Below are 25,036 nucleotides of genomic sequence, written 5' to 3' on the forward strand. Positions count from 1 at the left end.
GATTACTCCCGTCTCCATGGAATATTTAAAATCATGCATAAACCGCCCAACTCACTACGCTGCGCACAAAGACCATAGCCCGTCCCGAACTTGATCCGTAAACGTTGATTCACATTCATTAGTCCCGTAATCTCTTCATCCCCATGTCTCGGGTTTGCAGATTCCTGAAAGGATGCTTGCAGGCTGCTCAGGATTTCATCTGTTAATTGATCGCCATCATCTTCTATCCGAATGGACAACTTGTCGTGTTCCACTTGATAGGATAATTTCAGAATTCCTCCCTGACTGCGTTTGGCAAGGGCATGTTCGAATACGTTCTCGACGATTGGCTGAATAATGACTCGGGGAATGGCGATGTCTCGATACTCCCTACTTAGTTCCTCCAGTTGCAGTTGGACTCTTGAGCCAAATCGGATTTTCTGAATAGAAGCATAGACCAAGGCATGGTCCACCTCTTCACCTAGCGAAACCTCGGAATGAGAATCCCTGGACATATACCTGAAATATTGACCCAAATAGTCGGTGAATTCCTGAATTAATTCAACATTCTCGACCTCGGCCATTTGCTTGATGCTGAACAGACTGTTATATAGAAAGTGAGGCTGAATCTGGGACTGCAAATGTTTGAGTTCTGCCTCGCTGGTTCGAATCCGGGCAACATAATTTTCATCAATCAAAATATGTAAGCGCTCTATCATGTGGTTGAAGCGAGAGTATAAATAACCGAATTCATCGCGTCTGGATTGCGGAATATGAATATTTGTCTGGCCCTGCTCCGCCATTCTGAACCCGCGAATGAGCACAGATAACGGCTTGTGAATTGACCTGTAGATCGAAAAGGAGAAGATCATAATGATAACAATTGAAATAAGCGTCAACGTCCACAGCCATAGGTTGTATTGTTCCAGCGGAGCTTGGAGCACATCATTAGGGATACTGGCTGTCAGCGTGAACGAGTGATCGGGATCATAAAGCGAATAATACAGATATGGATCGGATTGAAATCTCGTCACTTGCATGGATACAGGTGATACCGGTGATACCCGTTGCAATAATGCCGCCGACGTAGGTTCGTCTGAAGAGGAAATGGCGACATTGTGCTTCTCTCCGAAGCTCAGCGTAATATCACTGCCTCCTGTTTCCGCGAGCTGCTGTAATCTGTGCTTCAGTTCTTCTGCAGACAAGCGTATGCCTAATATAAAATTGGGTGGTTCTTCATGATTCATGTTATACGGATTGCTTTTGAGAAAATAAAGATTGTTATCCGAATAAGACAACTCACCATTCAGATTCCCTATAGTTTCCAGCAGATCCTTCCATTCTGTATCCTCTACATTGCGAATTCCGTCCACCGCGCTTACTCGTTTATGCAGAGCCGGAACGTAATACACAACATCGCTGATATAGGGACTCGTCACCATGATCTGCCCCAGCTTGTTGTGGATATTATTGAGACTGGAAGTCACCTCATATCTACTCATAATCGCAGCTCGTGTACTTAGGGTGGACATCGTTTCATCGAACGAAAATTCGGTAACAAGCCCACTCATTCTCTCCAGTTCGAATTGCAGATGATTGTGGTAAAAATAAAGCTTTGATTCATGCGCCTTCTCCACTTCCGTCTGCATTTGCTTGGAGCTGGTATGCGTGATCATAATGCTGATCCCATATAGGGGCAGGATGACGAGCACAAAAGCAATCATCAGTTTGACGACGATGGATGCATTTTTCCAGGTGCCCACCGCGAATCTCATTTCACTTCACTCCTCTCCTCAACGGCAAAAAGGAGCCGGAAATCGGCTCCTCCCATTGGTTTTCCTCCATCGATCTTATCCCTTTACACTACCGACAACAAGTCCATGAACGAAATACCTTTGCAGGAACGGATACACGAGCAGAATGGGTATAACAGACAAAAAGATTTGAGATGCCTGGGTCGTTCTATCCGACACCTGACTTAATAGTGTTGCATCTTCAAGGGTCATCATCTCACTTTGAATCATCGTCACTTGCTGAAGCATAGATTGTAGATACGTAGCTAGCGGATAACCTTCCGGACTTTTCATATAGATCATGCCGTCAAACCAAGCGTTCCAGTGTCCCACCATGGCAAACAATGTAATGGTTGCGATACTGGGCAATGAAATGGGAAGGTAAATGCTCCATAGCGTGCGGAAATGGCCTGCGCCATCCATCCAAGCCGCCTCTTCCAGCTCCTTCGGCAAACCCCGGAAGAAATTCAGCATAAGCAATACATTAAAGATCGGAACCGCTCCCGGTAATATCAGAGCCCAGATGGAATCCAAAAGGCCTGCTTCCTTGACGATCAGATAACCCGGGATTAATCCTCCACTGAATAGCATGGTAAAGACAAAAACCCACGCATAGAACGTTCTGGAACGAAACTTTGCTGCCTCTTTGGAGAGCGGATAGGCTACAAGAATCGTGAAAATCAGGTTGGTCGCAACTCCGAGTACCACACGGAGAAGACTTGTACCGAATGAATTTAGAAACTGCTGATTTTCGAGAATGTATTTATACGAGGAGAAGGTGAAGTCCACCGGCCAGAATGTGACACTTCCCGCCTTGACTGCATCACTCGAACTAAACGAAATCGCCAGAATATTCACAATAGGAAACAGGCATAGCAAGGCAAGAAGGGTCAGGATGACATAATTGATTCCCAGAAACCAACGGTAGGCTCTTGAAGCGTGATGCATGTTCTTGCCTCCTTTCTAGAAAATCCGATAATTGGCTAATCGATAGGCTAGGAAATAACCAAGCCCGATAAAGATAAACGAAACGACTGACTTAATGAGACCCAATGCGGTTGATACCGAATACTGCGCATCTTGCAGACCGATCCGATAGATCATCGTATCCAGAATGTCTCCGGATTCATAGACCAGTGGATTGTAGAGGTTGAACACTTGGTCAAAACCACCGTTAAGCACGTTACCCAGACTCAGTGTAACCATTAGAATCACGATGGGACGAATGCCAGGCAGCGTAATATGCCAGGTCTGCTTCCATCTTCCTGCTCCATCCATGACAGATGCTTCGTACAGGGATTTATCAATGTTTGTCAGTGCGGCCAAATATATAATCGTGCCAAATCCGAATTCTTTCCATTGGTCCGTAATGACGAGTATGTAAGGAAACCAATCGTTACTGGCCAGGAATTGAACAGGTTCAACCCCTATCGCCTTAAGCAGCATATTTACAATTCCTGTACTAGGGGACAATACGTCTACAATGATACCGGCCAATATAACCCAGGAAAAGAAATGCGGCATATAGATGACCGTCTGAATTGTTCGTTTAAAACCTGTTTTGCGCACCTCATTCAGCAGCAAGGCCACAAGTACGGGAATGACCAAACCGGACACAATTTTCATCGCGGAAATAAATACCGTATTCCATACGACCTGACCGAACCCCGGCAGATCGAATAGATACCTGAAATTGTCCAGGCCAACCCAGTTCATATTTTTGAATCCGGCAATGGGAGAGAAATTCTGAAAGGCAATGGAGAGTCCCGCCATCGGAATGTAACCGAATACAATAATAATGATCAATCCAGGCAATATCATGAGATGAAGCGGAACGTTTCGTATAAATTGTCTGTAGTTGGAACGCATGAGCTGTCTCCTCCTTCAAATTCATTATAGAATCCGTCAGGAATCGGCAATAGTGTAGGCTATTTACTTTAGGTATCTTTTGTTGACTCTCTTCGTTGAACGCCAAAAAACCGCGAGTGTCGCGGTTCTAAGGCTGCATCAGGTTACTATTGAAATATTAAAACTTATTATTTCTGGACATCCATAACCAATACATTGACCGAATGAGCAGGAAGCTGCAAAACAACCGAATCCTCCTGCAGATGAATCACTTGTTCTTGTGGAACAATTTTCTCATCATTTTTCTGGTTCACATTAGGAACATGTAGCAATTCTTCATCTCCGCCAAGTGTTATCCATTTCGCAACAGAGGTAACGTTTAGATTTTGAAGGTGAATTTGGGTTGCTTTGTCCACCCCATCTGCGTTCACCAGCTTCACATACACATGCTGCGCATCTCTCGTAACGGAATGGAATACATCCCGGTTGTACGCTTCCAACTTGTAATCCAGAATTCTGCTAGTAGTGTGACCATCGGTATAAGAGCAGATCAGATTCTTCCCTGTTTCACTACCATAATTGACAGTAATCGTATAATTCGTATCGTTCGCCAGCGGTTCATAGTTGGCTGCCCGGAGATTTCCCGCCGCGGAACTGGAAGAATAATCACCCAGAGTATAGCCTTCTACACCTTGCTTATATACTTTGACTCCTGTTGCATTGCCGCCATAACCGATTGCGTATTCGATGACATCCTTTTTCTCAGGTGAACTATCCGTCAATCCAACACCGATGGTGAAGCCATCCTCACCCGCTATGCGCTGAGCCTCGACTTCCACTTTATAATTCGACCATTCATCGTTCAGTAGGTATAACCCATTCAGTCCGCTTGACTGGGCTTTCAAAATCAGTCCTTTTTCCTTCTCCAGCGTGTATCCTGCCGATCCCGGAATCGAATTCCATGCCTCATTCAGAGCTGTCCGCTCCCTGAAATCTTCTGTAAACAGCACGCTGCCATCCTGGTTCGATGTGACCGTAATCCGTTTCACCACAATGTCAGCATTGCCTGTCGCAATCTCGATACCGCCTCGTGGAATGAGTTCCATCGGTTGACCCTTGCTGTACGTTGTAAATGAAGTGCCCAGCACCTGCTCACCCACATACTTGGCAAAAAGCTGCTGCACATAATAATTCGGTGTATACCACACCGTTTCATCATCAAACCAGATGCAGTCCGGCGTCCAGCGGTAAGTACCATCCGTCAGTACTTTGTTGAACAGCGGCGCATAGGCAGCCAGGCGAACAACGTCCGCATTATTTTCAAAACCGATCATGACTGCAGCTTCTGCGATCGCACCTGCCAGTGTATTTTTGTCCGTGGATGCATATTCTCCCACAAATACCTTGGATGTCTCTGTCCAATCCATACTGCCGTCTTCATGATAAGCCCGCTCATAATAGTTGTACCGATCCACGTTGTTCAGCAAATAGTCATTGGAGCGATAGTAGTGCTCATCCGCAATGGTATCCATATAGTTGTCCTGGTTCTCATACCAAGTGACCGTCTCCTCGATGACCTCTTGGCCATCTGCAAAAGCCACCTGAGCTGATCCGGTCAGATTGCCGCTCAGGAATTTCCAGCCCTGCTGGTACGCATCATCGTCTGCCTGGGCCCCAACTGTCGAAATGATATGAAGCTCATGATCAGGATAATTACGTTTCATATACTCATCAATTGACGTCTTGAATACTTCAAAGTTGGCAAAAAATTCGGTTCCCCAGTTCTCATTACCTACGCCAAGATAACGCAGATCGAATGGTTCAGGATGTCCCATGCTACTTCGAATGGCAGCCCATTCGTTATGTTCAATATCCTTGCTGAGCGCGAAATCGATCAGGTCTGTAAAGTTTCGGATATAGTAATCCCTCAAAGCGCCACCCGCCGGATGTGCGTAATCCGATCGAGCCTGGCACAGAACACCACAGGCCATAACCGGCACCGGAGCAGCATTCAAATCTTCTGCCAGTTGGAAATACTCCATATAACCTAGACCCATCGTCATCATGTAACCCCAGACGTTATAGTTCTCTTTGCGAAGCTCTACCGCTCCCACCGAATCCTTCCAGTCATACACATTGTCCCAAATAAACGAACCTTCGGAAATGCATCCCCCCGGAAAACGCAGAAACTTCGGATGCAGATCAACAAGGGCTTGAACCAGATCTTTCCTAAGCCGATAGTTCGGATTCCCGGTGTAGTTGGCATGTGCTGAAGCGGATACTCCCTGCTCTTTCGGATCGGCTCCCCATACATCCTGCGGAGTCAACGACACCATGTCGATGGAAATGTCTCCTTCAAAGGTAAGTGCCAATTGCCCAAGCACGGTCTCCGTTCCGGTCAGGGTCACGTTTGAATGGGTGATATGGGGAGAGCTGGAGTGAGTCAATACATGGCTACCACTTGCATGACCGCTGATCTCGCCATTGGCCACAAGGACACGGGTATCGGAATAGGCGATCCCGTACTTCTTCCATGTGTTACCGCCTTCAACTTGCAGCGTAACTGAATCACTGATGGCATCACCGTTCCCGTCCTGCAATTGAACCGTAATCGTTCCTGCGGATACTGCCTTGGCCCAGACGGTAAAATCATATGCCTCTCCTTTCTTGATGGACATGGCACAATGCTCATTGGAATCCGAGAATCCGCGATTTCGAATGGTTGCACCCGTCTGAACCGTTACATAATAAGCGTTCACTTCCGGGTCTTCTACGTTAAGATGAGTGTTTATTCCATCGGTATGCTGTACGATCATTTTCTCGGTATCCCCTGACCAGGCAAACAAAGGATCACGGTTCCGGCCTGTCGAACAACCACATTCGCCAGAGTCATGCGAGTACGTATCGAATGCAAAGGATTCGAACGAACGGTTCTGAACTAACTCCGCATAGATTCCCCCATCTGCTGCATTGTTGATATCCTCGTAGAACAGGCCGTACATCACTTCACTAATATCCGCCACATGCTGGTCCCCATGGATTGTAACGGTATAAGGCGGAAGATGTTCTGGCACAACGGACACATCAAAACTTTTGTTCAGCGTATTTCCACCTTTGGTTAAAAGTGCGTTCAAACGAATCTCCTGTGCTGAGCTCAGGGGTTGAACTTGTCCATTCGCTGACAGAACTTCTGGCTGACTTGATTTCCATTGAACGTTTACCTTGCCCCCCAGCAAATCTACAGGCAATGACACGTCTTTGGTAATAATCCGGGCTGGAGCAGACAAATATTTATCTCCTGCCAGCTTCACAATCTCTTCATCCGTCAGGGACTCGCACATGACTTCGATCACTTCATCCATGGACAGAGCCGCCTGATAAATCCGAAAATCAGACAGTGAGCCTGCAAAATCCACATCTGCCGCGTACTGAGAACGTCCAATATAATTGCGGCTATAATTCGCAGGATCCATGAACGAATCAAACCATCTGCGCAGCTTGGCATAGTTGCCACTAGACGTCTGACTGATGGAGCCATCCGCTACTTTCTCTCCATTCACATATACAACCGGACCCGCGCTGCTGCGTGTGCCGCCCTGACTGCCTGCTACTGACAAAGCAACATGCATCCATTCCCCACTGACAAATCCACGTCCCGGGTCTACAACCAGATCATCGCCTGCATATAACGTGCCTCGCATCTGACGAGTCAGAAATAAATAGGGGCCCTTTTCTCCTTTGCCGAAGTCGAAAATCCGCTCCCACACGTTCGATCCCTTGCCTAAATGGACCCATGCTGCAACAGTTACTCCAGTGTTGTCGCTTACATTTTGCAGCAAATTCGAAGGCAATTCCATATAGGATGTTCCGTTCGATCCTCCAGTAAAAGTAACCGCCCATCTGCCATTCACTTCGGAAATGTCGGGTATTTTCTCTCCTGCGGCGCCTCCAACGTGCCCATTTCCTGAACTATCCTTGCCAATGTCGGCTGCATCTTCAAACTTGTAGTGTGCAATTAGTTGATTATGAAATGTATTCATGTTCATTCCTCCTATGTAGCGTAAATTATCGTAGATAAGCTTTCTTTAATTCGTATAAATATAAATTGATTGATAAATATATAAACACACGATCTAATCGTATAGTATCTTATTCCGAGTAAAGATTTCAATCCCAAAATTACAAAAAATCCGTTATATCATAGGAATTCTTTCGAATACATCGACCTTTTGCTTATCTCCCTCTCCATCCTAAAGTCACCCTAACCCTGATATTTATGGTTTACAAATATATAAATTGATTGATAATATAGCAAATGAAAGCGCTTGATAATTTATGAGAACCAAAAGGAGGGCTGTCAGAGCAAATAACGTTTGCGGCAATGAATAGGGTGATTTTTCATTTCAGGTATTGGGAAAGGGGAAACGTATGAAACGTTATTGGGTAAGCGTACTTAACATTTCTTTACTGAGCTCTGCATTACTTACGACAACAGCTTTGGCTCCCGTCTCCGTATTCGCGGATAGTCCGGGGGCAATCCGTTCCAACCCGCAAGTTTCCACATCCATTGAGAATGCGGTTCCAGCATTCAGGAATGTTTCCGTTCATGACCCTTCCGTTATTAAGGTGGGTGATACCTTTTATATTTTTGGTTCACATCTTCAAGTGGCAAAATCCAAAGATTTGATGAATTGGGATTCGGTCGCCTCCGGGGTTACGGATGACAACCCTGTTGTCCCTAATGTAACCAAGGAATTCGCTGAAGCACTACAATGGGCGCAGACCGATACATTATGGGCAGCAGACGTCATCCAGTTGGCGGATGGAAAATTTTATATGTACTACAATGCGTGCAAAGGGGACTCTCCCCGCTCTGCGTTAGGTGTTGCTGTGGCAGATAACATTGAGGGCCCTTATAAAAATCAGGGTATTCTGCTCAAATCCGGCATGTGGGATGAGATTAGTGAGGATGGCACCATATACGATGCAACCATACATCCGAATGTGGTCGACCCTGATGTATTTTTCGATAAAAACGGCAAGCTCTGGATGGTATACGGTTCCTATTCCGGGGGGATTTTCATTCTGGAGATGGACGAAACGACGGGGAAACCTCTCCCTAATCAGGGGTATGGCAAAAAACTGACCGGAGGCAATCACAGCCGAATTGAAGCACCTTATATGCTCTATAATCCCGAAACCGACTATTATTATCTGTATCTGTCCTATGGCGGATTGGGTGCTGACGGGGGATATAACATTCGCGTAGCTCGCTCCAAAACACCGGACGGCCCTTTCCTCGATGCTGAAGGAAACGATATGATCAACGTCAAGGCGGACAAGGACAAACCCTTGTTTGACGACCGTTCGATCGAGCCTTTTGGCGTCAAATTACTAGGAAACTTCCTGTTTCAAAGACAGATCGGTGACCCCGGCACAGGTCAAGGTATCGGCTATGTATCACCAGGACATAACTCCGCTTATGTTGACGCTGAAACGGGAAAACAATTTCTGATCTTCCATTCCCGCTTTCCAGGACGCGGCGAAGAGCATGAAGTCCGCGTCCATGAGATGCATATGAACTCGGAAGGATGGCCTGTTGTTTCTCCCTATCGCTATGCGGGCTTAGAAGAGGATACTACCGCATTGAAAACCCAGGATATTGCTGGTCAGTACAAATGGGTGAATCACGGGAAGGAAATTACGGCCGAGATCAAATCTTCACAGACCGTTCAGTTCACAGCAGATGGGCAGATTAGTGGTGCGGTGACGGGAACTTGGAGTCTTAAAGAAGACAATCAGGTGCAAATCACATCGAATAATGTTCTGTATAAAGGAGTCTTCACTCATGAATGGGAGCCAGATTCCCAAAAGACGGTTCTGACCTTTAGCGCTCTCTCCTCGTCTGGCGTGGCAATCTGGGGAAGTCAGATGGCTGCACTGAAGGATCAGGATATTGTTAATGCGGTGAAAAAGGATCTGAGTATCGGCGACACAGGGAACGTATTCTTCAACCTGTCCCTCCCGATCAAGGGAACTCGTGATACTGAGATTACGTGGAAATCTTCCAACACCTCTGCGCTGTCCGCTACCGGAGTAGTGAATCGTCCTCGCACGGGTAAGGGAGATGCCAAGGTGGCATTAACGGCAACGATTCGCAAAGGTAGTGCGGTAAGCTCCAAAACATTTAACGTTATCATTCCACAGCAAGCGGTTAGTCCTTTGCTTGGAGAATATACGTTTGAACAAAAGAAACTTGCCAAAATCGCACAGGATTTCAGCAAAAATAAATATCATGGACAAGCCTTTAATGTGGTGACTTCTGCTATTAGCAGCAAGAATCAGGCTGCTGCTTTTAATGGAACCGACAGCTACATCCAGCTGCCCGGAATCATTACCGATACGAATGATTTTACCTTTAGTGCATGGGTCAACTGGAGTGGCGGCGGAGCCTGGCAGCGAATTTTCGACTTTGGAAATGGCCTGACCCGACATATGTTCCTTACTCCCGCCCAGCATAACGGAGCTATGCAATTCACCATTCATGATCAGGGACGGGATCAGAGCCTGATTGCTGCTGAACCGCTGCCCTCCAATCAATGGGTGCATGTCGCTGTTACCCTTCAGGAAAATACCGGCACGTTGTACGTGAATGGAAAAGCTGTAGCAAGCAGCACGGAAATCACGTTTAACCCGAAGGATCTGCAAGTGACGGAAGCTTATTTGGGCAAAAGCCGCTATACAGCTGATCCTTTCTATAAAGGCTCAATGGATAACGTAAAAGTATATGATAAAGCGTTAACCTCTACAGAAATTCAGCGTCAGGCAAAAGAAAAGCCTTAATCAGGATACCTGCCGGAGGTGTTGGATCTATAAAACAAATACCAATAAAGCAGCCGATTTCTCAGGCTGTTTTATTGGTATTATCATTTAAATCTTCTGTATTTATTCCTGTGGTCCGGCTGCTGCAATTTCCGCAATTCGTTCGTTTACATTCCCTTCATACCAACCACCGTGATAACAGAGGATTTTTTCGATGTCATATGCAGCAAATTTGCTTAGCGATTCGTAAGCTTGCTTCAAATCCGGTGTCTGCACGGGGTTAGGTCCTTGCAGTTGTCCCCCGCGAATTAACATGGCATCACCAGCAATTAATGTTTTGGAAGCAGGTTGGTACAAACTGATATGCCCAGGTGTATGTCCTGGCGTCTCAATAACAATGACTCCGCCACCGAATGCCAATTCGTCGCCATCTTCAACAGTATCTGTAACGACAGCTCCAGACACTAAAGGGAAATGGGCCGTTTTGAGCTGCACTGTTGGAGGCATTTGTTTTAGAAGGGGAAGCTCTCCATCGATATAAGGACGATCAGCAGCATGTGCATACACCTTTTTACCCGGATAGGTCTTGATGATTTCGGTTAGATTGCCAATATGATCCGGGTCCTGATGCGTGAGCAGAATACCTGTTAACTGTTCAATGGAATATCCAGCTTCCTTCAACTTGGAGGATACTTCTTGCACCATTCCCGCCACGCCTGTGTCCACAAGAATTAATTCATCTTCCGAATATAACAGCGAAGGCGTGAATGTCCACATGCCTTGCGGAAGCTCAATACCGAGTTCGAGAGAAATTACACCTGATTTTTTCATTTTTATGATCTCCTTTTACGCTTGGATTGTGAGTTCATTCATTAGTTCACATAATGCTTCAATGGCATTGTCCGAGAAAAACAATTCCATGTTGGACTGGGTAACGGTTGCCGTTTCCGCCGCGTACTCAAACATCTTGGTTTCATATTCCTGCACGGCTTTGTCAAGATCAGCATGATTTATAATGGAATTGGCAAGCTCGGCAGCATCCAGCATCGCCAGATTGGCCCCTGCTCCCGCAAAGGGAGACATCAGGTGGGCGGCATCGCCTATCAGTGTAACGCCAGATTTATGTTCCCACTGGTGAGGGACAGGCAGCATATATATTCGTCTGGGTGTGATTGCCCCGTTAGCACATCGGATATAACTCTTCAGTTGTTCGTCCCAATCTTCAAATAACGGCAATATCTCTTTCTTCGCTTCTTCCAAGTTCTCAAAAGGAATATTGCTCTGTTCCAGCCAATCTCGTTCCACCTGGAAACCCAGGTAAACCCGAATCCGTTTGTCACCATTCAGCTGTGCCATAATTCCTTTGTGATCGCCCAAGGCATACATACTTCCCATCCCATTAAATGCTGCAAGTTCGGGAAACTGGGCTGCGGCATTCAGGATGTTAAGTTCAATCATGCTCACACCCGAATATTCTGCGGTTGCATCACTGACCAATGGACGAACTTTGGAAAAAGCACCATCTGCTGCAATGACCAGATCAACGGTTTCGGTAAACCCATTTTCAAACCGCAGTTCATGTTTTCCCTGATCAAGCGGTACAGCCTTCAACAATTTATACCCCCATTGAATGGAATTCGGCTGCAGCGAGTCAAGCAGCATCGTCCGCAGCACGGAACGGTCAATTTCAGGACGGTCATGTTCTGTAGGATCAAGGTCTCCCTGGGCATCAAGCAGAATGTTTCCTCTTTTATTCGAAAGTTTTAATGCCTGTCCTTCAAAACGGCAAATGGCATGGAACTGATCGAGTAGTCCGGCCATCTGTAATGCTTTTTGACCGCTCTCCTGATCCAAATCAAGTGTACCTCCTTGTTCGCGAAATGCAGGATATGGATCACTTTCATACACGACAGGACTGTAACCAGCCTGCTGCAAAATTCTTGCCAAAGTGAGTCCGCCAGGACCCGCTCCAATAATAGCGATACGTTTATGTTGATTACTCATAGCAATCACTCCTAGATTTATTATTTAATTTCATGTTGTTTCCTGTTCACAAACTTATCTTAGCGCTTGAAGTTAAACGGAATTTAAATGGATAAAGAAATCAGCATATTCATCTTCTCGTCAGAATGTTTCACATCTGAAGATCTGACGAAAAACCAAAAAAGCACCAGTCGTTAAACGACTGATGCTCCACTAAATCCGATCCCATATTCCACACATTCAATCTAATTTCAGGATTTTTCAGTGATCAGGGGTAAACTCACAACAAATTCCGATCCCTGTCCCAGCTCACTTTTGGCAGTAACTTGTCCGCCATGCATCATCACAATTTTTTGGACAAGAGACAGCCCAAGTCCATTGCCTCCCCGGGAACGGGTTCGAGCTTTATCCGCCTTGAAAAACCGTTCAAAAATGTGCAGCTGATCTTCTGGTGAGATGCCCACGCCATTGTCCGTGATTGCACATACGACCTCATCTTGATGACAATCAAGTTTTACCCCAATAGTTCCTTCTTCTGGTGTGAATTTGATTGCATTGTGCAGCAGATTGATCCACACCTGACTTAGCAAATCCTCGTTCCCTATAATCGTGGTCACAGGCATAGATACATCCAATTGAATTTGTTTTTCAGCCCATTGGGGTTCCAGCATAAGAAGGATGTTCTCAAGTTGTCTGTCCAAACGATAAGCTTTCTTCTCCATGGAAGTATAATCGGACTCCAATGCGGAAAGACGCAACAAATTACCACTCAGCTTGGATAATCGCTTACTCTCCGTTTCAATAATATCTGCATATAACACGATTTGCTCTTGATTCACACTTTTATTTTTCAGCAACGAGGCATACCCACTGATGGAAGCGAGCGGGGACTGGATCTCGTGAGATACATTGGATATAAAATCCTGGCGCATCTTTTCCACCGAGCCAAGTTCTCTAGCCATGGTATTTACGCTGTCCACCACCTCCTGATACGGGCCCTGTTCGACCTCCATCTTCACAGATACATTGAAATCTCCCTTGGCAATCCTGCTCATCGCTTCAAGCAATTCTGTACGTTGTTTATTGAAAATGAATCTGCGATCCTTCCGTTCTTCGCCACGGATCCATGCCCACACGTAACCTACCAACGGCATAAGAGCCAAGCCAACAATCGCAGTAAGAAGATGGGCAATCAGTTCCGGGGGATTCCCAGTCACCTTATAGATCCACTGCATTAGCACATATCCAACACATAGAGATACACAGAAGAGCACCAGGAAGAAAATCGTTCGCCTTATAAACATATCCATCTCCGCTCGATTGAATGCCCCTTCTTTCTTCAAGGTGTCTCCTCCAATCGGTAACCCAATCCTCGAATGGTTGTAATCTTGAAACCTGCCGTCTCCGGTTGATAACGTTCTCTCAACCGATTGATATGTACATCCAGTGTGCGTTCATTTCCTTCAAAATCATACCCCCATAAATCCTCAATCAACTGATTACGGGAGAGTGTTTTATTGGCATTACCCGCAAGCTTAAATAACAATTCAAACTCTTTCATAGGAATCGTATGAGTATTCCCCTCCATAATGACGGCATAACTGCTTCTGTCCAGCGTGATTCGTCCAACGGTAACCGATTGAGAAGCATTTATTTTATAACGCTTCAGCAATGCCTTCGTACGGGCTATCAGTTCAGCAGGTTCAAACGGTTTGGTGAGGTAATCATCCGTACCCATTTCAAATCCTTTGACTTTTTGAGTGATATCCTCCTTCGCAGTTAGCATTAAAATCGGAATATCCTCATGATAGCGCCGAAGCTCGCGACACAATTCAAAACCGTCCATATTTGGCATCATAATATCTATAATGCAAAGGCTTGGATTCACTTCTGCTACTTTTTGCAGCGCATCATGTCCATCAACCGCTTCAATTGTAAGAAATCCCTCCTGTTTCAGGATCGTACTTACAAGTTTTCGGATATAAACATCATCATCGACAATTAGAATTTGATTCATTACCGGACCCCCTTTCACTCATTCAGGAAGATCGTACGACACGAATTTAAACAAAATATAAATAGCGTAGAATCTATTCGTATGACCATCTCATTTTGAATAATGGATGACCATGCTTAATTTATTCGCAGAAGCTCCCGAATTTTTATAGCCATGAGCCTTATCCGCGCGAAACCGAATCGACTCCCCTTGTTTTACCGTATAATCCTCTGCACCAACCCGAATCGTAACTTCCCCTTCAAAAACTGTAATAAATTCCTCTGCCCCTTCTATATGTGGTTCAGCATTCAAAGAAGACTCTTCATCCATTTCCATCATGTACATTTCAAAACGGCGCCCTTCTTCAAAAGGAAAATGCGGATAAATCCGAATCTTTCCCTCATCCTCCATCAATGCTTGAATATCACTGCCCGTTACAACTGTAGTATCCGACTTTGGCTCGTGGATCAAGGCAGTAAACGAAATTTTCAGGCCGTTCGCAATCTTCCAAACTGTCGCAATTGTAGGGTTGGATTCACCCCGTTCAATCTGTCCCAACATCGTCTTGCTAATTCCAGACATCTCGGCTACCTTGTCCAGACTAAGTTTTCTTTGTTCCCTGAGCTGCTTCAAATTCTGTGCCAGAACAACATTAATGTTTTTCAATATACTGTCACCTCTGATTTAAAAGATTATATTGTGCTATATAGCGTACATATTGTACAATTATAAAGAACGTACGTTATATCGCACGTTTCAGTTAAATATAACATGCAACAAGAATGAAATGTGGAGGACATATGAATATCATTCCGTTACTGACTTACGCAATCGTTGCTTCATTCACACCGGGTCCCAATAACATCATCGCCATGACTCACGCAAGAAACGAGGGATTCAAAAAAATTATTCCGTTTATTGCCGGCGTAGCAGCTGGCTGCCTGCTTATTATGTTCCTGTCTAGTTATTTCAACCTTATTCTGCATCAATACATCCCTAGGATCAAACCGGCCCTGAACATATTGGGGTGTGTATACATGATCTATTTGGCGATCAAAATCATGCGAAGTAAACCTGCAAATGCCAAAGATCCAAAGGTCAATCGTTTTACGTTTCTCTTTGGCTTCACCCTGCAATTCATCAACCCCAAAGTCATTCTGTATGGTCTTACGGCCATCTCGGTATTTGTTATGCCTCTCGGAGACTCTCATGTTCATATGATCGTATTTTCGTTACTTCTAACCATCATTGGCATTAGTGCCAATATGACTTGGGGGTTATGCGGTATGTTATTTCAGAGCTTTTTATTGAAATATGAACGTCCTTTTAATATTCTAATGGGTGTTTTGCTCATCTATAGCGCCCTATCGATTTTAAAATAAATGCAAGAGAAAAAGCGTCCTCCCATCGAATGGCTGGACGCTTTTATGTTTATTTCAAATTACCTCAGTTTGATCTCCACCACGGTTGGCTTGGGTAAGCTCCCGTATGCAGCACAACCTTCTCACCGATTTTGGGTGTTGCAATGGTGACATTCAGGGCATGTGCAGCCTTAGTGATCCGTTCAACTGGCTCGTTCCAGGCATGATAAGCAAGCGTAAATGCGGCCCAATGAATCGGGATGAGCAGTCCTCCCCTTACGTCCAAGTGAGCCTGTACCGTTTCTTCCGGCATCATATGAATGTTGGACCAACGCTCATCATATTGTCCGCATTCCATCAGGGTCAGGTCAAAGGGTCCATACTTACTGCCGATTTCCTTAAAATGAGGACCGTATCCACTGTCGCCGCTAAAGAAAACCTTCGTTTCTTGTCCAGCAATAACCCACGAACACCACAGTGTCGAATTGCGGTCCAACAACCCTCTGCCCGAGAAATGCCGCGCCGGCGTGCAGGCTAATGTCAGACCTTTGAAGGATAGCTCATCCCACCAGTTATGTTCGGTAATCTGTTCCGAGGGCACACCCAGTTGAATTAGTCTTCGACGCACGCCGAGTGGGACGATAAACCGCTGTGTTTTATTTTTCAATCTGCGGATAGAGGAATAGTCCAGATGATCATAATGGTCATGCGATATAATGATCGCATCCAAGGCTGGAAAGTCCTCGGGTTGAATTGGCAGGTTAGTGCTGTATCGTTTCGTACCCGCCCAAGATACAGGAGATGGACGGTTGCCCAGCATTGGATCAAAGAGCAATCTGTGTCCTTCGATCTCAAGCAAAAAAGCCGAATGACCGAACCATGTTACCTGCGGATGATCGGATACATTTAACGATTCCGCTGGTTCATATTTCTCTACGGGAATGTTCCCCACAGGTCTTCGCTCTATACTTCTCCGCATGGAATCTTTCAACATGCTCACGAGGGAGCTGAAGCTCATACCTGCGGATGTCGGAACCTGATTTTCGTATTTTGTCATTATTCATACCTTCTGTTCTCTATAATCAATAATTCAAGCGATCATTCAATCTTGAGTAAAACAGGAGCAATATTAGCCTTTATATTAAATCATTGTTCGTTTATAATCAATTCGCCAGGCGCGAACAGAATCAACCGCGATATTATCTAGTCTGGAAGATGAGGATTTGTCCAGGGAAGTGACCATTCCCTATGAGCTGACCGATTGGAATCGTATGAACCGTCGTGAGGATGAAGCCAAAGATGCGCATGAGCATAAATTTGTACGTTCTCTGTTGATAAAGGTCGCTTCCCATTATGGCTACCATACAGGCCAGATTATACTGCTGTCGAAGCTTTTACAGCCCAGCGACGAACATCTCACAGGACTATATCACCAATTTATTCCAGTAACCCAAAACAAAAGAGTTTTTCTATAAAAGGCTGTATGACGGTAGGTGTTATAACGACTCCTCAAAACCGTTAAATAAGAAAAGATAGTGTCCCTTCTCTGCAAGGACACTATCTTTTTTCTCTTTATCATATATTCAGTACTGAGTTTACTGCCTTATACGAATTTCCAACCTGTATATCCTCATCCTGCTTCTGTTCATTCTACAAAGTCGTAACATTTGAATTATAATATTGCCGGTTCTCTCCCATTCAAATGGAAACCAGACCACCCAGCGCCGTCTTCAAACTATCCGCAGCGGAATCAACATCGTTCTGGTTTGCTTCCAGATCCGTATCAACCACGGCTGCACTCGTGATAGCAGCCTGTAACTGCGCATAGCTCTCTCCGGTATAATCCTCCTCTTTCACTGCATTTGCCCGTTCCATCAGCAGTGTAAGGAGCGTTCTGTCCACAATCTTCTCATAGAACTCCAGCTCACCGATATTGGCGAAGCCGTTTGGCGTATAATAGCGCAAATAACGATAAGCATTGCTGCTGCTCAAAGTCTGCTTATACCACTTGATCTCGCTTACACCACCTATGGTATAAAGCGTATCAAAGTTCACCCCATCAGTGGACCCCTGGATCAGGGCTCCATTCATTCGGGCGGCATTGCCGGTACGTGGGATAAACCTGATACTGCCAACTACTTTGGCGTGATCTGCTCCCAGATCGACTCGGGTCCAGCCTGCTGCTGTTTTGGTATCTGGCGATGTGGCAGGATCGCCGTCAAATGCACGCCATCCGTTATTAATTGCATCAACCTTTCCATCCCATGAAATGGAGGAGGCAAGCACCATCGCAGTGTCTACATGAATTGGAGGAAATGAGTCAGCGAAAGAGATTAGCAGGGTCTTGGCTGCAATTAACTCTTTAAGCAATGCCATCTTGTTTGCATCCGGTTCGGTTAATGAAGCTTTGATGCGGTTGACCTCCTGCATATACAGGTAGTAGCTTCCTTGGGTGTAGCCTTCAGGCGCAACCACTTTTGAATCCACAACCTCCGCATCGTAGTCTACATCACCATAAAACTCAACTTCGGCAACGTTACCACTCCATGCCGAGTTGTTGTACAGTTTTAAATATCGATAATATCCATTATTCAGAAGCTGATCCTGTCTAATATCGGACCACGTTCCTTCTTGAGAACCTTTTAGGGGCTGTGTTAGATCCGTCCAGTTTGAATTATCGTTGGAACCCTGAATGACAAGCCCGTTCATTCTTGAGCTGTTGGAAGCTCTTGGCATCAGCACTATTTCATCCAGCTTCACAGACAGACCTTCACCGAAGTCCACCGTGTAGAAGGAACCCGATGATGTATTCAGATCTCCATAGGTGGATGTATCACCATCGAATAGCAGATAACCCACCTCATCCTGGGATAACCCGTTACCTGGCCATTGTTTATCCGAAGCCTTTACTTTCGCCATCATAGACACATCAATATACCTGCCGCCATCTACAAGGAACAGCTTCGAATTGTCAGTGGTCAGGACTGTCCGCTCCCCTGCTGTTCCGTCACTCTGTTCGTAATCCACTGTAAACTTGACCGTACCTGTAGGTACATCATCTCCCATAGCAGCCACCGCTGTCCAATGGATCTGATCCTGCGTCGTAACGGTTGCTGCAATTCCCTGAATGGTCGCTGTTACGTTTTGAATTGCTTCCTTGGCCTGAATCGTCAATTGTACCGTGTCCCCAGTTGCAATCTTGCCACTTACACTTTGATCCGAAAAGATGGAGACGGACTTCAGCTTATTGCCTGTCTCATGACGTTCACCATAGATCCGGAACTCGGTCATTTCGAACAAATTCCGTACGATGCCATACAATACATCCGGCTGTGGATGAAGCAGCTGAACCTTGATGAACCGGAACGAATCATCCTGGTATTCGGGAGCAACATCCAGGGTTTGAAAGCTCTGGGTAAATGCTGTTAACCCCGGGGTCAAGCGTACCCAGTCCTCCCCATCATTGGAGCCAAAAACAGCTGACTTCGCGAGACGATCGGCAAATATATTACTTTGGAATCCAAAGGACGTAGCCGATACTTTGAAATCTGGTCCGAAATCAATCATATGGTATAGGTTTGGCGCACGTGTATACGAAACCCCCGTCTGATTGTCCCCGTCCACCATATTGGCAATGTCTGTTCCAAAGGTCGATGAAGCAACGATGTTGTGGTAATCAATACCTCCGCCCTGTTCCAGCAGCGGAGTGACCAGCTCCAGCGCTTCCGCTGCTTGGGCTAGCTCCTGCAGCTGCCCATAGAATACTTCATCTGTAGCTGTATCAAGCTGCTCCAGGGTATCCTCATACACTGCATGAAATGAGTTGAGTGTTGCTGCTACATAAATTCGATCCTGATCATAAGCAGCTATGGCCTGCTCCACAGCGGAAGCCCGATTCGCAGAGACTTCAATCTTTACATTTCTTGTCGTGATTGTTGTACCGTCTGAAGCGGCGACATGGAAGGAATGAGTTCCAGTCTGTGACACTCCCGGCTGCCAAAGCATCTCGCCCGTGGCTTCATTCAATGCTGCTCCTTGAGGCAGATTCGGGCTGGAATAGGTCACCACATCCGTTCCCCCAGCATCGGTTGCTTCAAAATAAACACGAATCGGCGAGCTAGGATAGGCGAATATGGAGAGATCAGAATTTCCTATTTTGAATACTGGCGGTGTCAGCTGTTCACTTGCTTTGATATGAATGTGATCGATATCTACTGTCTTATCCGAACCTGTGACCTTCATATAAAGAATATCGTTCAGGCTCTGGAAGCTGTCCAGCGTGTAAGTCACATACCGCCACTGTCCATGCGTATCTGGCAAAGTTAATGTATCATGGATTCCCGGAGTAAGCTCCAAGTAGGCAGGCCCATTGGTACGGATGCGGAAACCAATGATTTTCTCGCTGCTGGAACCGTTAAGAAATGCTATACGACTTCCCGCTTGCGTCGCCTGAAACCGCACAAACGACGTATCGCCTTCCTTTATGGTGGTTGTGTTGCCGCCAAGCTTCGTATAACGATCTTCAATATCGATCAGTGAGCCGCTTGTCTGCTCACGCGGCAGAAATTCTGCACCTTCAGACACTGCCTCCTCTGGCATATACAGCCAGAAGTCTCCGCCTCCGTCCACATTGTCCCAGTTTTTGTTCAGAGTACCACCATAATAAAAGTTGGAAGGCAGCCGCTTCGTAAATGCTTCATAATAATGAGGAGCCTTCTCTGCAACATTAATGCCTCTGACATATGTGTAGTAGTAATACATATCCCAGAAATTTGCCGTATTCATTCTACCTTTGTAGGCATTGGATATATGATTATACGTATCCCGAATCGTTCCATCTGGCGAAATGGCATAGGCCACTGGCGTCCAGGGCGTATCATAACCAAGCATGAATTGCCAGAAGAAGTCTGCGGCCGCCAATATGCGATCATCCAGGAACTCATACGGTCCGACCGCATTTGCCGCTGTTGATACGGTACCATCCACGGGATCGACCTTTGTACCCTGAGCAAGCAGCATACGTGATAGGATAGCAGCGTTAGTGAGGTCTCCACCCCCATGCGCCTGGTCCCTACCCATCTCCACATGCTGAATCACCGGCTCATCCAGCGGCTCCCCAGTCAGATCATCAGTATCCATTAAGCGGAAGAGCTGCTTGACAGACCCATTAAAGCCTTGGTCTTGTGCAGTGCTGTTAACGGTGAACCACTCAACTGCTTCGTCATATCTGCTCTGATTGTTGGTAAAAATATACCCTGCCATCGCACCAAGCAAAGGATAGTTATGCTGATTCATAAAGCGATTGTTGTCATGTTGGAAGGTCTCGATAACCGGATTAATCAGGTTGGTTGTAAAATTCGTTGTATCCTGTGCTGTCCATCCCAGCTCATCCGTCTGATAACTTGTATATCTCAGAATCTCAGCTGCCGTAACCATGCGATTCAGCGGAATCCCGGTATGAATGTGTGCATCATTAAAGTAAACATATTTGCTAGGGTCCATCTGCGACCAGATCCGAATGATACGCATCGCATTGGACCGATACGTCTCATCTCCTGAAATATAATACATCAACGCTTGAGTATACGCTTTCAATCCATCGCTTATAAAACGGGAGTTGAAGCCTTGGCTGTTAAAGGCATCGCTTGCCGGTTTTGTTGGGTCCGTTTGGCTGACATTGCTGGACGTCACTGTCTTGGAAGCCGCTGCAGAACTAGTCATCGCCACATAGTAGGAGTACCATGGTTCCTGTTGCGACAATACCTGCTCTCTCATGTTCTCTAGGACTTCCTTGGTTAGTCCAACTCCGGGATGCGTGAAGCCACCTGTGATTGCTTCATTGATCTGAACTTCATATCCTGACACAGTAACATCGTTTGAATCCGCAGCAACTGCGATGGAATGGGTACCAACCGGTAAAAGTGTTGCCAACAGACTGATTGCAGCAAGTAAAGCAATCACCCGTCTCCATCTTTTTCCCTCATGAAATCCGCTATTCATTTCCATATCAAACCTCCTCATTTTCATGGAATTCGATGTTCTTCCCTTGAAGCCCACTTGTGCCAGACATTGAAATTACACATCCCCCCTTTCCTGTTTACTCGTCGTATTTTCCAATTGAACGCCCTTAACGGAATGTGATGCCACGTACATACTCGTTCATTTCAATCGCTGGGTGATTTGGGCTATCCACACGTTGACCTGCAATCGTCAAATTATTAAACGTCACTCCTTCAATGCTGCGCTCTTCGTCATAACCATAGATCCGGGAAGGATGTAACGCCCCTCCTGCGTACTCGATATCCTCAAATACAATGTGTTCGATCCTCCGACCAGGAGCAGGATTGTAATCCTTGTTCCTAATCACACGCAGATCGAATAGCTGACCTTGCTCAAAGGTTTCCACTCTGATTCGTGCATAGACAACGTTCCGCACGGTATTATGATCACCCGCGTTAATGGCCATAGCTCCCCAGTAGTTGGGTTGTGGCTCATGATGTTCCAGGATGTCGATATCTTCGTACCGGATATCCTCAATTACATCACCGTTAGCCTCGTGGTCCCCGTGCGTGCCAATCATAAGTGGATGTGCCACGTCAGCCCATAGCACAGCATGTCTAACCCGGATACGACGCGAGTCACCACGGTAACCCCATCGGCTGCCATAGATCGCGATGCAATCATCCGAGTTGCGCATGAAAACATGTTCGATCTCAATATCCGAGCTGGACATGATATCAATACCATCCGACCAGCCCCGTGTACTGAATGACTTAATACCCTTGATGGACACGTACTGTGAGCTACCGATGTACACACTGTAGTGCGGCACGTCGATGATCATAATGCCTTCAATGGCAATCCGGCTCGCATGGATCAACCGAACTCCGCGGAATGCAGAGAAACGATGAAAGTCGGCCAGATAGACCATGCCTCGCCCCCGGATTGTAACGTTCTGAACCCGATCACAGACGAATGAACCGGCGACAGCAGCACCGCCATCAATATAGACCGTCTTGCCTGATGGAACGCGTAGGATGGTCTCTTCAATGTAATGCATGCCTGGTGCAAAATAGAGTACTTCAGCCTTTGTCTCCAGCCATTCCGTACGATGGATGCCAGGCTTTATGACGTGAACACGTGGATCGTGCATGCTTGGAGCATCCGTCTCCAGCCCGTTTCCGAATAAATGCAGATTGCGAAAGCGTTCGCCATTTACCTCGATGGACAACTTAAGAGGTTCTTTCAGTTCAAATGAGAGTACATTGCCCCGTATCTGTGATTGGATTGTATAAGATAAAGGCCGAATATCAATGGTCTGAACCTCCGTGTATCTGCATTCAATTTCCAAATCAATTGGAACACCCATATCAAAATAAGCCATGCTCGCCTGCCGCACCTGGTGCATATCAACCTTTACTCCGTATACATTTACGTCAGACCACGGTCCGTCACTGCCAGCCTCACGAATACGAATAATGTAATCTTGAGATTGGGGAATTTCCTGAATCAGGGGATAACAGATGATTGGCTTCACAAGCGTTCCTCCAGCTATAATATAGGTGTAGACCCCGGAGTATCATGGGGTCTACAGGCACATTGGTACTTATATAATTGATTCGTTCAAATGTCTCCACAATTCAACTAATCCGAGTCTATTACTTCTTGCTTGCACCAAAAGCATCCAGTTGAACCTGTAATTCAGCCATAAACTTGTCGAATCCAGCGCCCTCCAGCTGTTTCTTCACATTGGCAAGATCGGCATCAATATCCTTGGTAATGCCCACTGACAGAGGAACGATATACTGAGATTTAACCGTCTCCATGCTTGCAAGCTCTGCAGCCACATTAGATGTTGCAAGTCCGAATCCGGCCAGTGGACTTTGACCATTCTCTTCCGCTTTCTTGGCACCTTCATTCTGCAATTTATCGTTAATGGCTTGCCATTCGTCTGGATATTTCTCCTGCAGGTTCATATATCCATCATATAGCCCCGTCCAGCCTGGCTTTTTGTTCTCCGATTTGATGCCTTCAAAGCTAACGAATTCGCCATCCAGCTTGTAATTCTCTCCTTCAACACCGTATTGCAACAGATTGTAGTACGTTCGATTGGTATGAGCTTTTTCGATAAGCTTTAGAACCGTTTCGACGTGTTTGGAGTGAGCACCAATCGAGATCATGGTGATATTATCCGGTGCCATGAACGGCATGTAGGCCGGAATATTGTTGAAATAATAATCAAACCAACCATACTCAAAATCAGGATGCAGCTCTTTCAGTGCACCAACATAACTGCTGCTGACAGCGCCAAAGTGGTTGTTAAATTCAAGCGGCTTTTTGTCGGCTTTCATCAATTCCAGCGTCTCACTTGTCGCATTGCCCTGAGCAGCCAAAATATCGTGGCTCACAATGCCATCTTCATACCACTTTTTGGACCGCTCCAGAACCTGCTTATACTCAGGTGTGTCGTACATGCTGATCGCCTTGTATGGCTCATCCACGGTGGCAACAACGTACCCTTTTACCAGATCCAGATACTTGGAGCCCGCAACCAGAGTCCAGACGTTATCCGCGAACCGCTTATCATTAATCATCGGCGTGTCTGGATAAGCTTCTTTGGCCTTGTAAAGATATTGTTCTACGGTATCCAGATCTGTAATTTCCGGTAATCCCCACGCTTTGCGCAGATCTTCACGGAACAACAGGCCTTCTCCGCCGCCTCCGGGCTTATTGTATTGTGGAATGCCGTAGAGACTACCGTTAATCTTTACGGTATCCAGTGTGCCTTTATAATGCTCCACCAGATCAGGCACATCTCCCAGCAGTGGGGTCAGATTCGCAAATGCATTCTTGGTGGCGAACGATGCAAAGTCGGACCAGGCGCCGCCAACATAAACGTCGTATTCCTTCGCGGCGATAGCTCTGCTGATCTGATTCTTTTCATCTCCCCAAGGCACAAAGTCAAAACGAATCGTTGCCCCCAGATCCTTAATCGTTAGCTCATCCAGTTGCTTGTAAAAGTTGTCCATGCCACTGGCGGGAGCATTCCCCATCGTGATACCCTTCAATTGCACAATCGTCTTGCCATCGGATGTCGTTGTGCTTGAACCTTCGGTAGTACCTTTGTCCGAACCCCCATTCGAACATGCGGAAAGGATAACCGTGAATACCATGAGACAAGACAGAAGTGATTTTCTAATATGTAGCGCTTGCAAAACAATCCCCTCCATTATGATGATATTTTTGTATGTGAA

General features: G+C 46.0%; 16 protein-coding genes. 3 read left to right on the forward strand and 13 right to left on the reverse strand.

Going from position 1 to position 25,036, the window contains the following annotated elements; translation table 11 throughout:
- Nucleotides 1-2 precede the first annotated feature (2 nt).
- The 4 genes from CRO25_RS06345 to CRO25_RS06360 all read right to left on the reverse strand — a co-directional run bounded on the left by CRO25_RS06345 (nt 3) and on the right by CRO25_RS06360 (nt 7,660).
- Entirely contained in the window at nt 3-1,754 is a 1,752-nt protein-coding gene (locus tag CRO25_RS06345) for a sensor histidine kinase (RefSeq protein ID WP_079694367.1), read from the reverse strand.
- Nucleotides 1,755-1,829: 75 nt separating this feature from the next.
- Nucleotides 1,830-2,720 carry a carbohydrate ABC transporter permease gene (locus tag CRO25_RS06350; protein ID WP_063563570.1) on the reverse strand — a complete coding sequence of 297 codons (891 nt, stop codon included), beginning with the start codon at nt 2,718-2,720 and terminating at the stop codon, nt 1,830-1,832.
- Between the two features lie 15 nt (nt 2,721-2,735).
- Nucleotides 2,736-3,641 (reverse strand): sugar ABC transporter permease, encoded by a 906-nt coding sequence (locus CRO25_RS06355; RefSeq protein WP_079694368.1) that lies wholly within the window; start codon nt 3,639-3,641, stop codon nt 2,736-2,738.
- A 167-nt stretch (nt 3,642-3,808) separates the two neighbouring features.
- Nucleotides 3,809-7,660 (reverse strand): alpha-L-arabinofuranosidase C-terminal domain-containing protein, encoded by a 3,852-nt coding sequence (locus tag CRO25_RS06360; RefSeq protein WP_079694369.1) that lies wholly within the window; start codon nt 7,658-7,660, stop codon nt 3,809-3,811.
- A gap of 388 nt (nt 7,661-8,048) precedes the next feature.
- On the opposite strand from CRO25_RS06360, the gene CRO25_RS06365 reads away from it, so the two are divergent.
- On the forward strand, nt 8,049-10,463 hold the full coding sequence (locus tag CRO25_RS06365; protein WP_079694370.1) for a family 43 glycosylhydrolase: 2,415 nt from the start codon (nt 8,049-8,051) through the stop codon (nt 10,461-10,463).
- Nucleotides 10,464-10,565: 102 nt separating this feature from the next.
- Here CRO25_RS06365 and CRO25_RS06370 read toward each other — a convergent pair whose 3' ends face one another.
- The 5 genes from CRO25_RS06370 to CRO25_RS06390 all read right to left on the reverse strand — a co-directional run bounded on the left by CRO25_RS06370 (nt 10,566) and on the right by CRO25_RS06390 (nt 15,087).
- Nucleotides 10,566-11,273, reverse strand: coding sequence for an MBL fold metallo-hydrolase (locus CRO25_RS06370; RefSeq protein ID WP_072732679.1), 708 nt, complete (start codon nt 11,271-11,273; stop codon nt 10,566-10,568).
- 15 nt (nt 11,274-11,288) lie between these two features.
- The gene (locus tag CRO25_RS06375) at nt 11,289-12,446 is read right to left on the reverse strand and encodes an NAD(P)/FAD-dependent oxidoreductase (protein WP_063563565.1); all 1,158 of its coding nucleotides are present in this window, start codon (nt 12,444-12,446) and stop codon (nt 11,289-11,291) included.
- A gap of 230 nt (nt 12,447-12,676) precedes the next feature.
- Nucleotides 12,677-13,768 (reverse strand): cell wall metabolism sensor histidine kinase WalK, encoded by a 1,092-nt coding sequence (locus tag CRO25_RS06380; RefSeq protein ID WP_218670774.1) that lies wholly within the window; start codon nt 13,766-13,768, stop codon nt 12,677-12,679.
- Nucleotides 13,765-14,442, reverse strand: coding sequence for a response regulator transcription factor (locus CRO25_RS06385; RefSeq protein ID WP_079694372.1), 678 nt, complete (start codon nt 14,440-14,442; stop codon nt 13,765-13,767). Before CRO25_RS06385 ends, CRO25_RS06380 begins: the two co-directional genes overlap by 4 nt.
- A 90-nt stretch (nt 14,443-14,532) precedes the next feature.
- Entirely contained in the window at nt 14,533-15,087 is a 555-nt protein-coding gene (locus CRO25_RS06390; RefSeq protein WP_079694373.1) for a helix-turn-helix domain-containing protein, read from the reverse strand.
- 134 nt (nt 15,088-15,221) lie between these two features.
- Between CRO25_RS06390 and CRO25_RS06395 the strand changes: the two genes are divergently transcribed.
- The gene (locus CRO25_RS06395) at nt 15,222-15,803 is read left to right on the forward strand and encodes a LysE family transporter (RefSeq protein ID WP_063563562.1); all 582 of its coding nucleotides are present in this window, start codon (nt 15,222-15,224) and stop codon (nt 15,801-15,803) included.
- Nucleotides 15,804-15,867: 64 nt separating this feature from the next.
- Here the strand turns inward: CRO25_RS06395 and CRO25_RS06400 are convergent, their stop codons facing one another.
- Nucleotides 15,868-16,839, reverse strand: a complete 972-nt coding sequence (locus tag CRO25_RS06400; RefSeq protein ID WP_079694374.1) for an MBL fold metallo-hydrolase — start codon at nt 16,837-16,839, stop codon at nt 15,868-15,870.
- 166 nt (nt 16,840-17,005) lie between these two features.
- Here CRO25_RS06400 and CRO25_RS06405 point away from each other — a divergent pair, with 166 nt between their 5' ends.
- Nucleotides 17,006-17,257, forward strand: coding sequence for a hypothetical protein (locus CRO25_RS06405; protein ID WP_079694375.1), 252 nt, complete (start codon nt 17,006-17,008; stop codon nt 17,255-17,257).
- Between the two features lie 223 nt (nt 17,258-17,480).
- On the opposite strand, the gene CRO25_RS06410 is transcribed toward CRO25_RS06405, so the two are convergent.
- From CRO25_RS06410 to CRO25_RS06420, 3 genes are all read right to left on the reverse strand, one after another.
- A complete protein-coding gene (locus tag CRO25_RS06410) occupies nt 17,481-21,788 on the reverse strand; it encodes a discoidin domain-containing protein (protein ID WP_097115745.1) in 4,308 nt (1,435 codons plus the stop codon).
- Nucleotides 21,789-21,909: 121 nt separating this feature from the next.
- Nucleotides 21,910-23,319: a glycosyl hydrolase family 28 protein gene (locus tag CRO25_RS06415; protein ID WP_256863591.1), complete on the reverse strand. Its 1,410-nt coding sequence runs from the start codon at nt 23,317-23,319 to the stop codon at nt 21,910-21,912.
- A gap of 121 nt (nt 23,320-23,440) precedes the next feature.
- Nucleotides 23,441-24,997, reverse strand: a complete 1,557-nt coding sequence (locus tag CRO25_RS06420; protein ID WP_079694376.1) for a DUF3502 domain-containing protein — start codon at nt 24,995-24,997, stop codon at nt 23,441-23,443.
- Nucleotides 24,998-25,036: the final 39 nt, after the last annotated feature.

This window comes from Paenibacillus sp. RU5M (assembly GCF_900221055.1).
GTDB classification, from domain to species: Bacteria; Bacillota; Bacilli; order Paenibacillales; family Paenibacillaceae; genus Paenibacillus; species Paenibacillus marchantiae.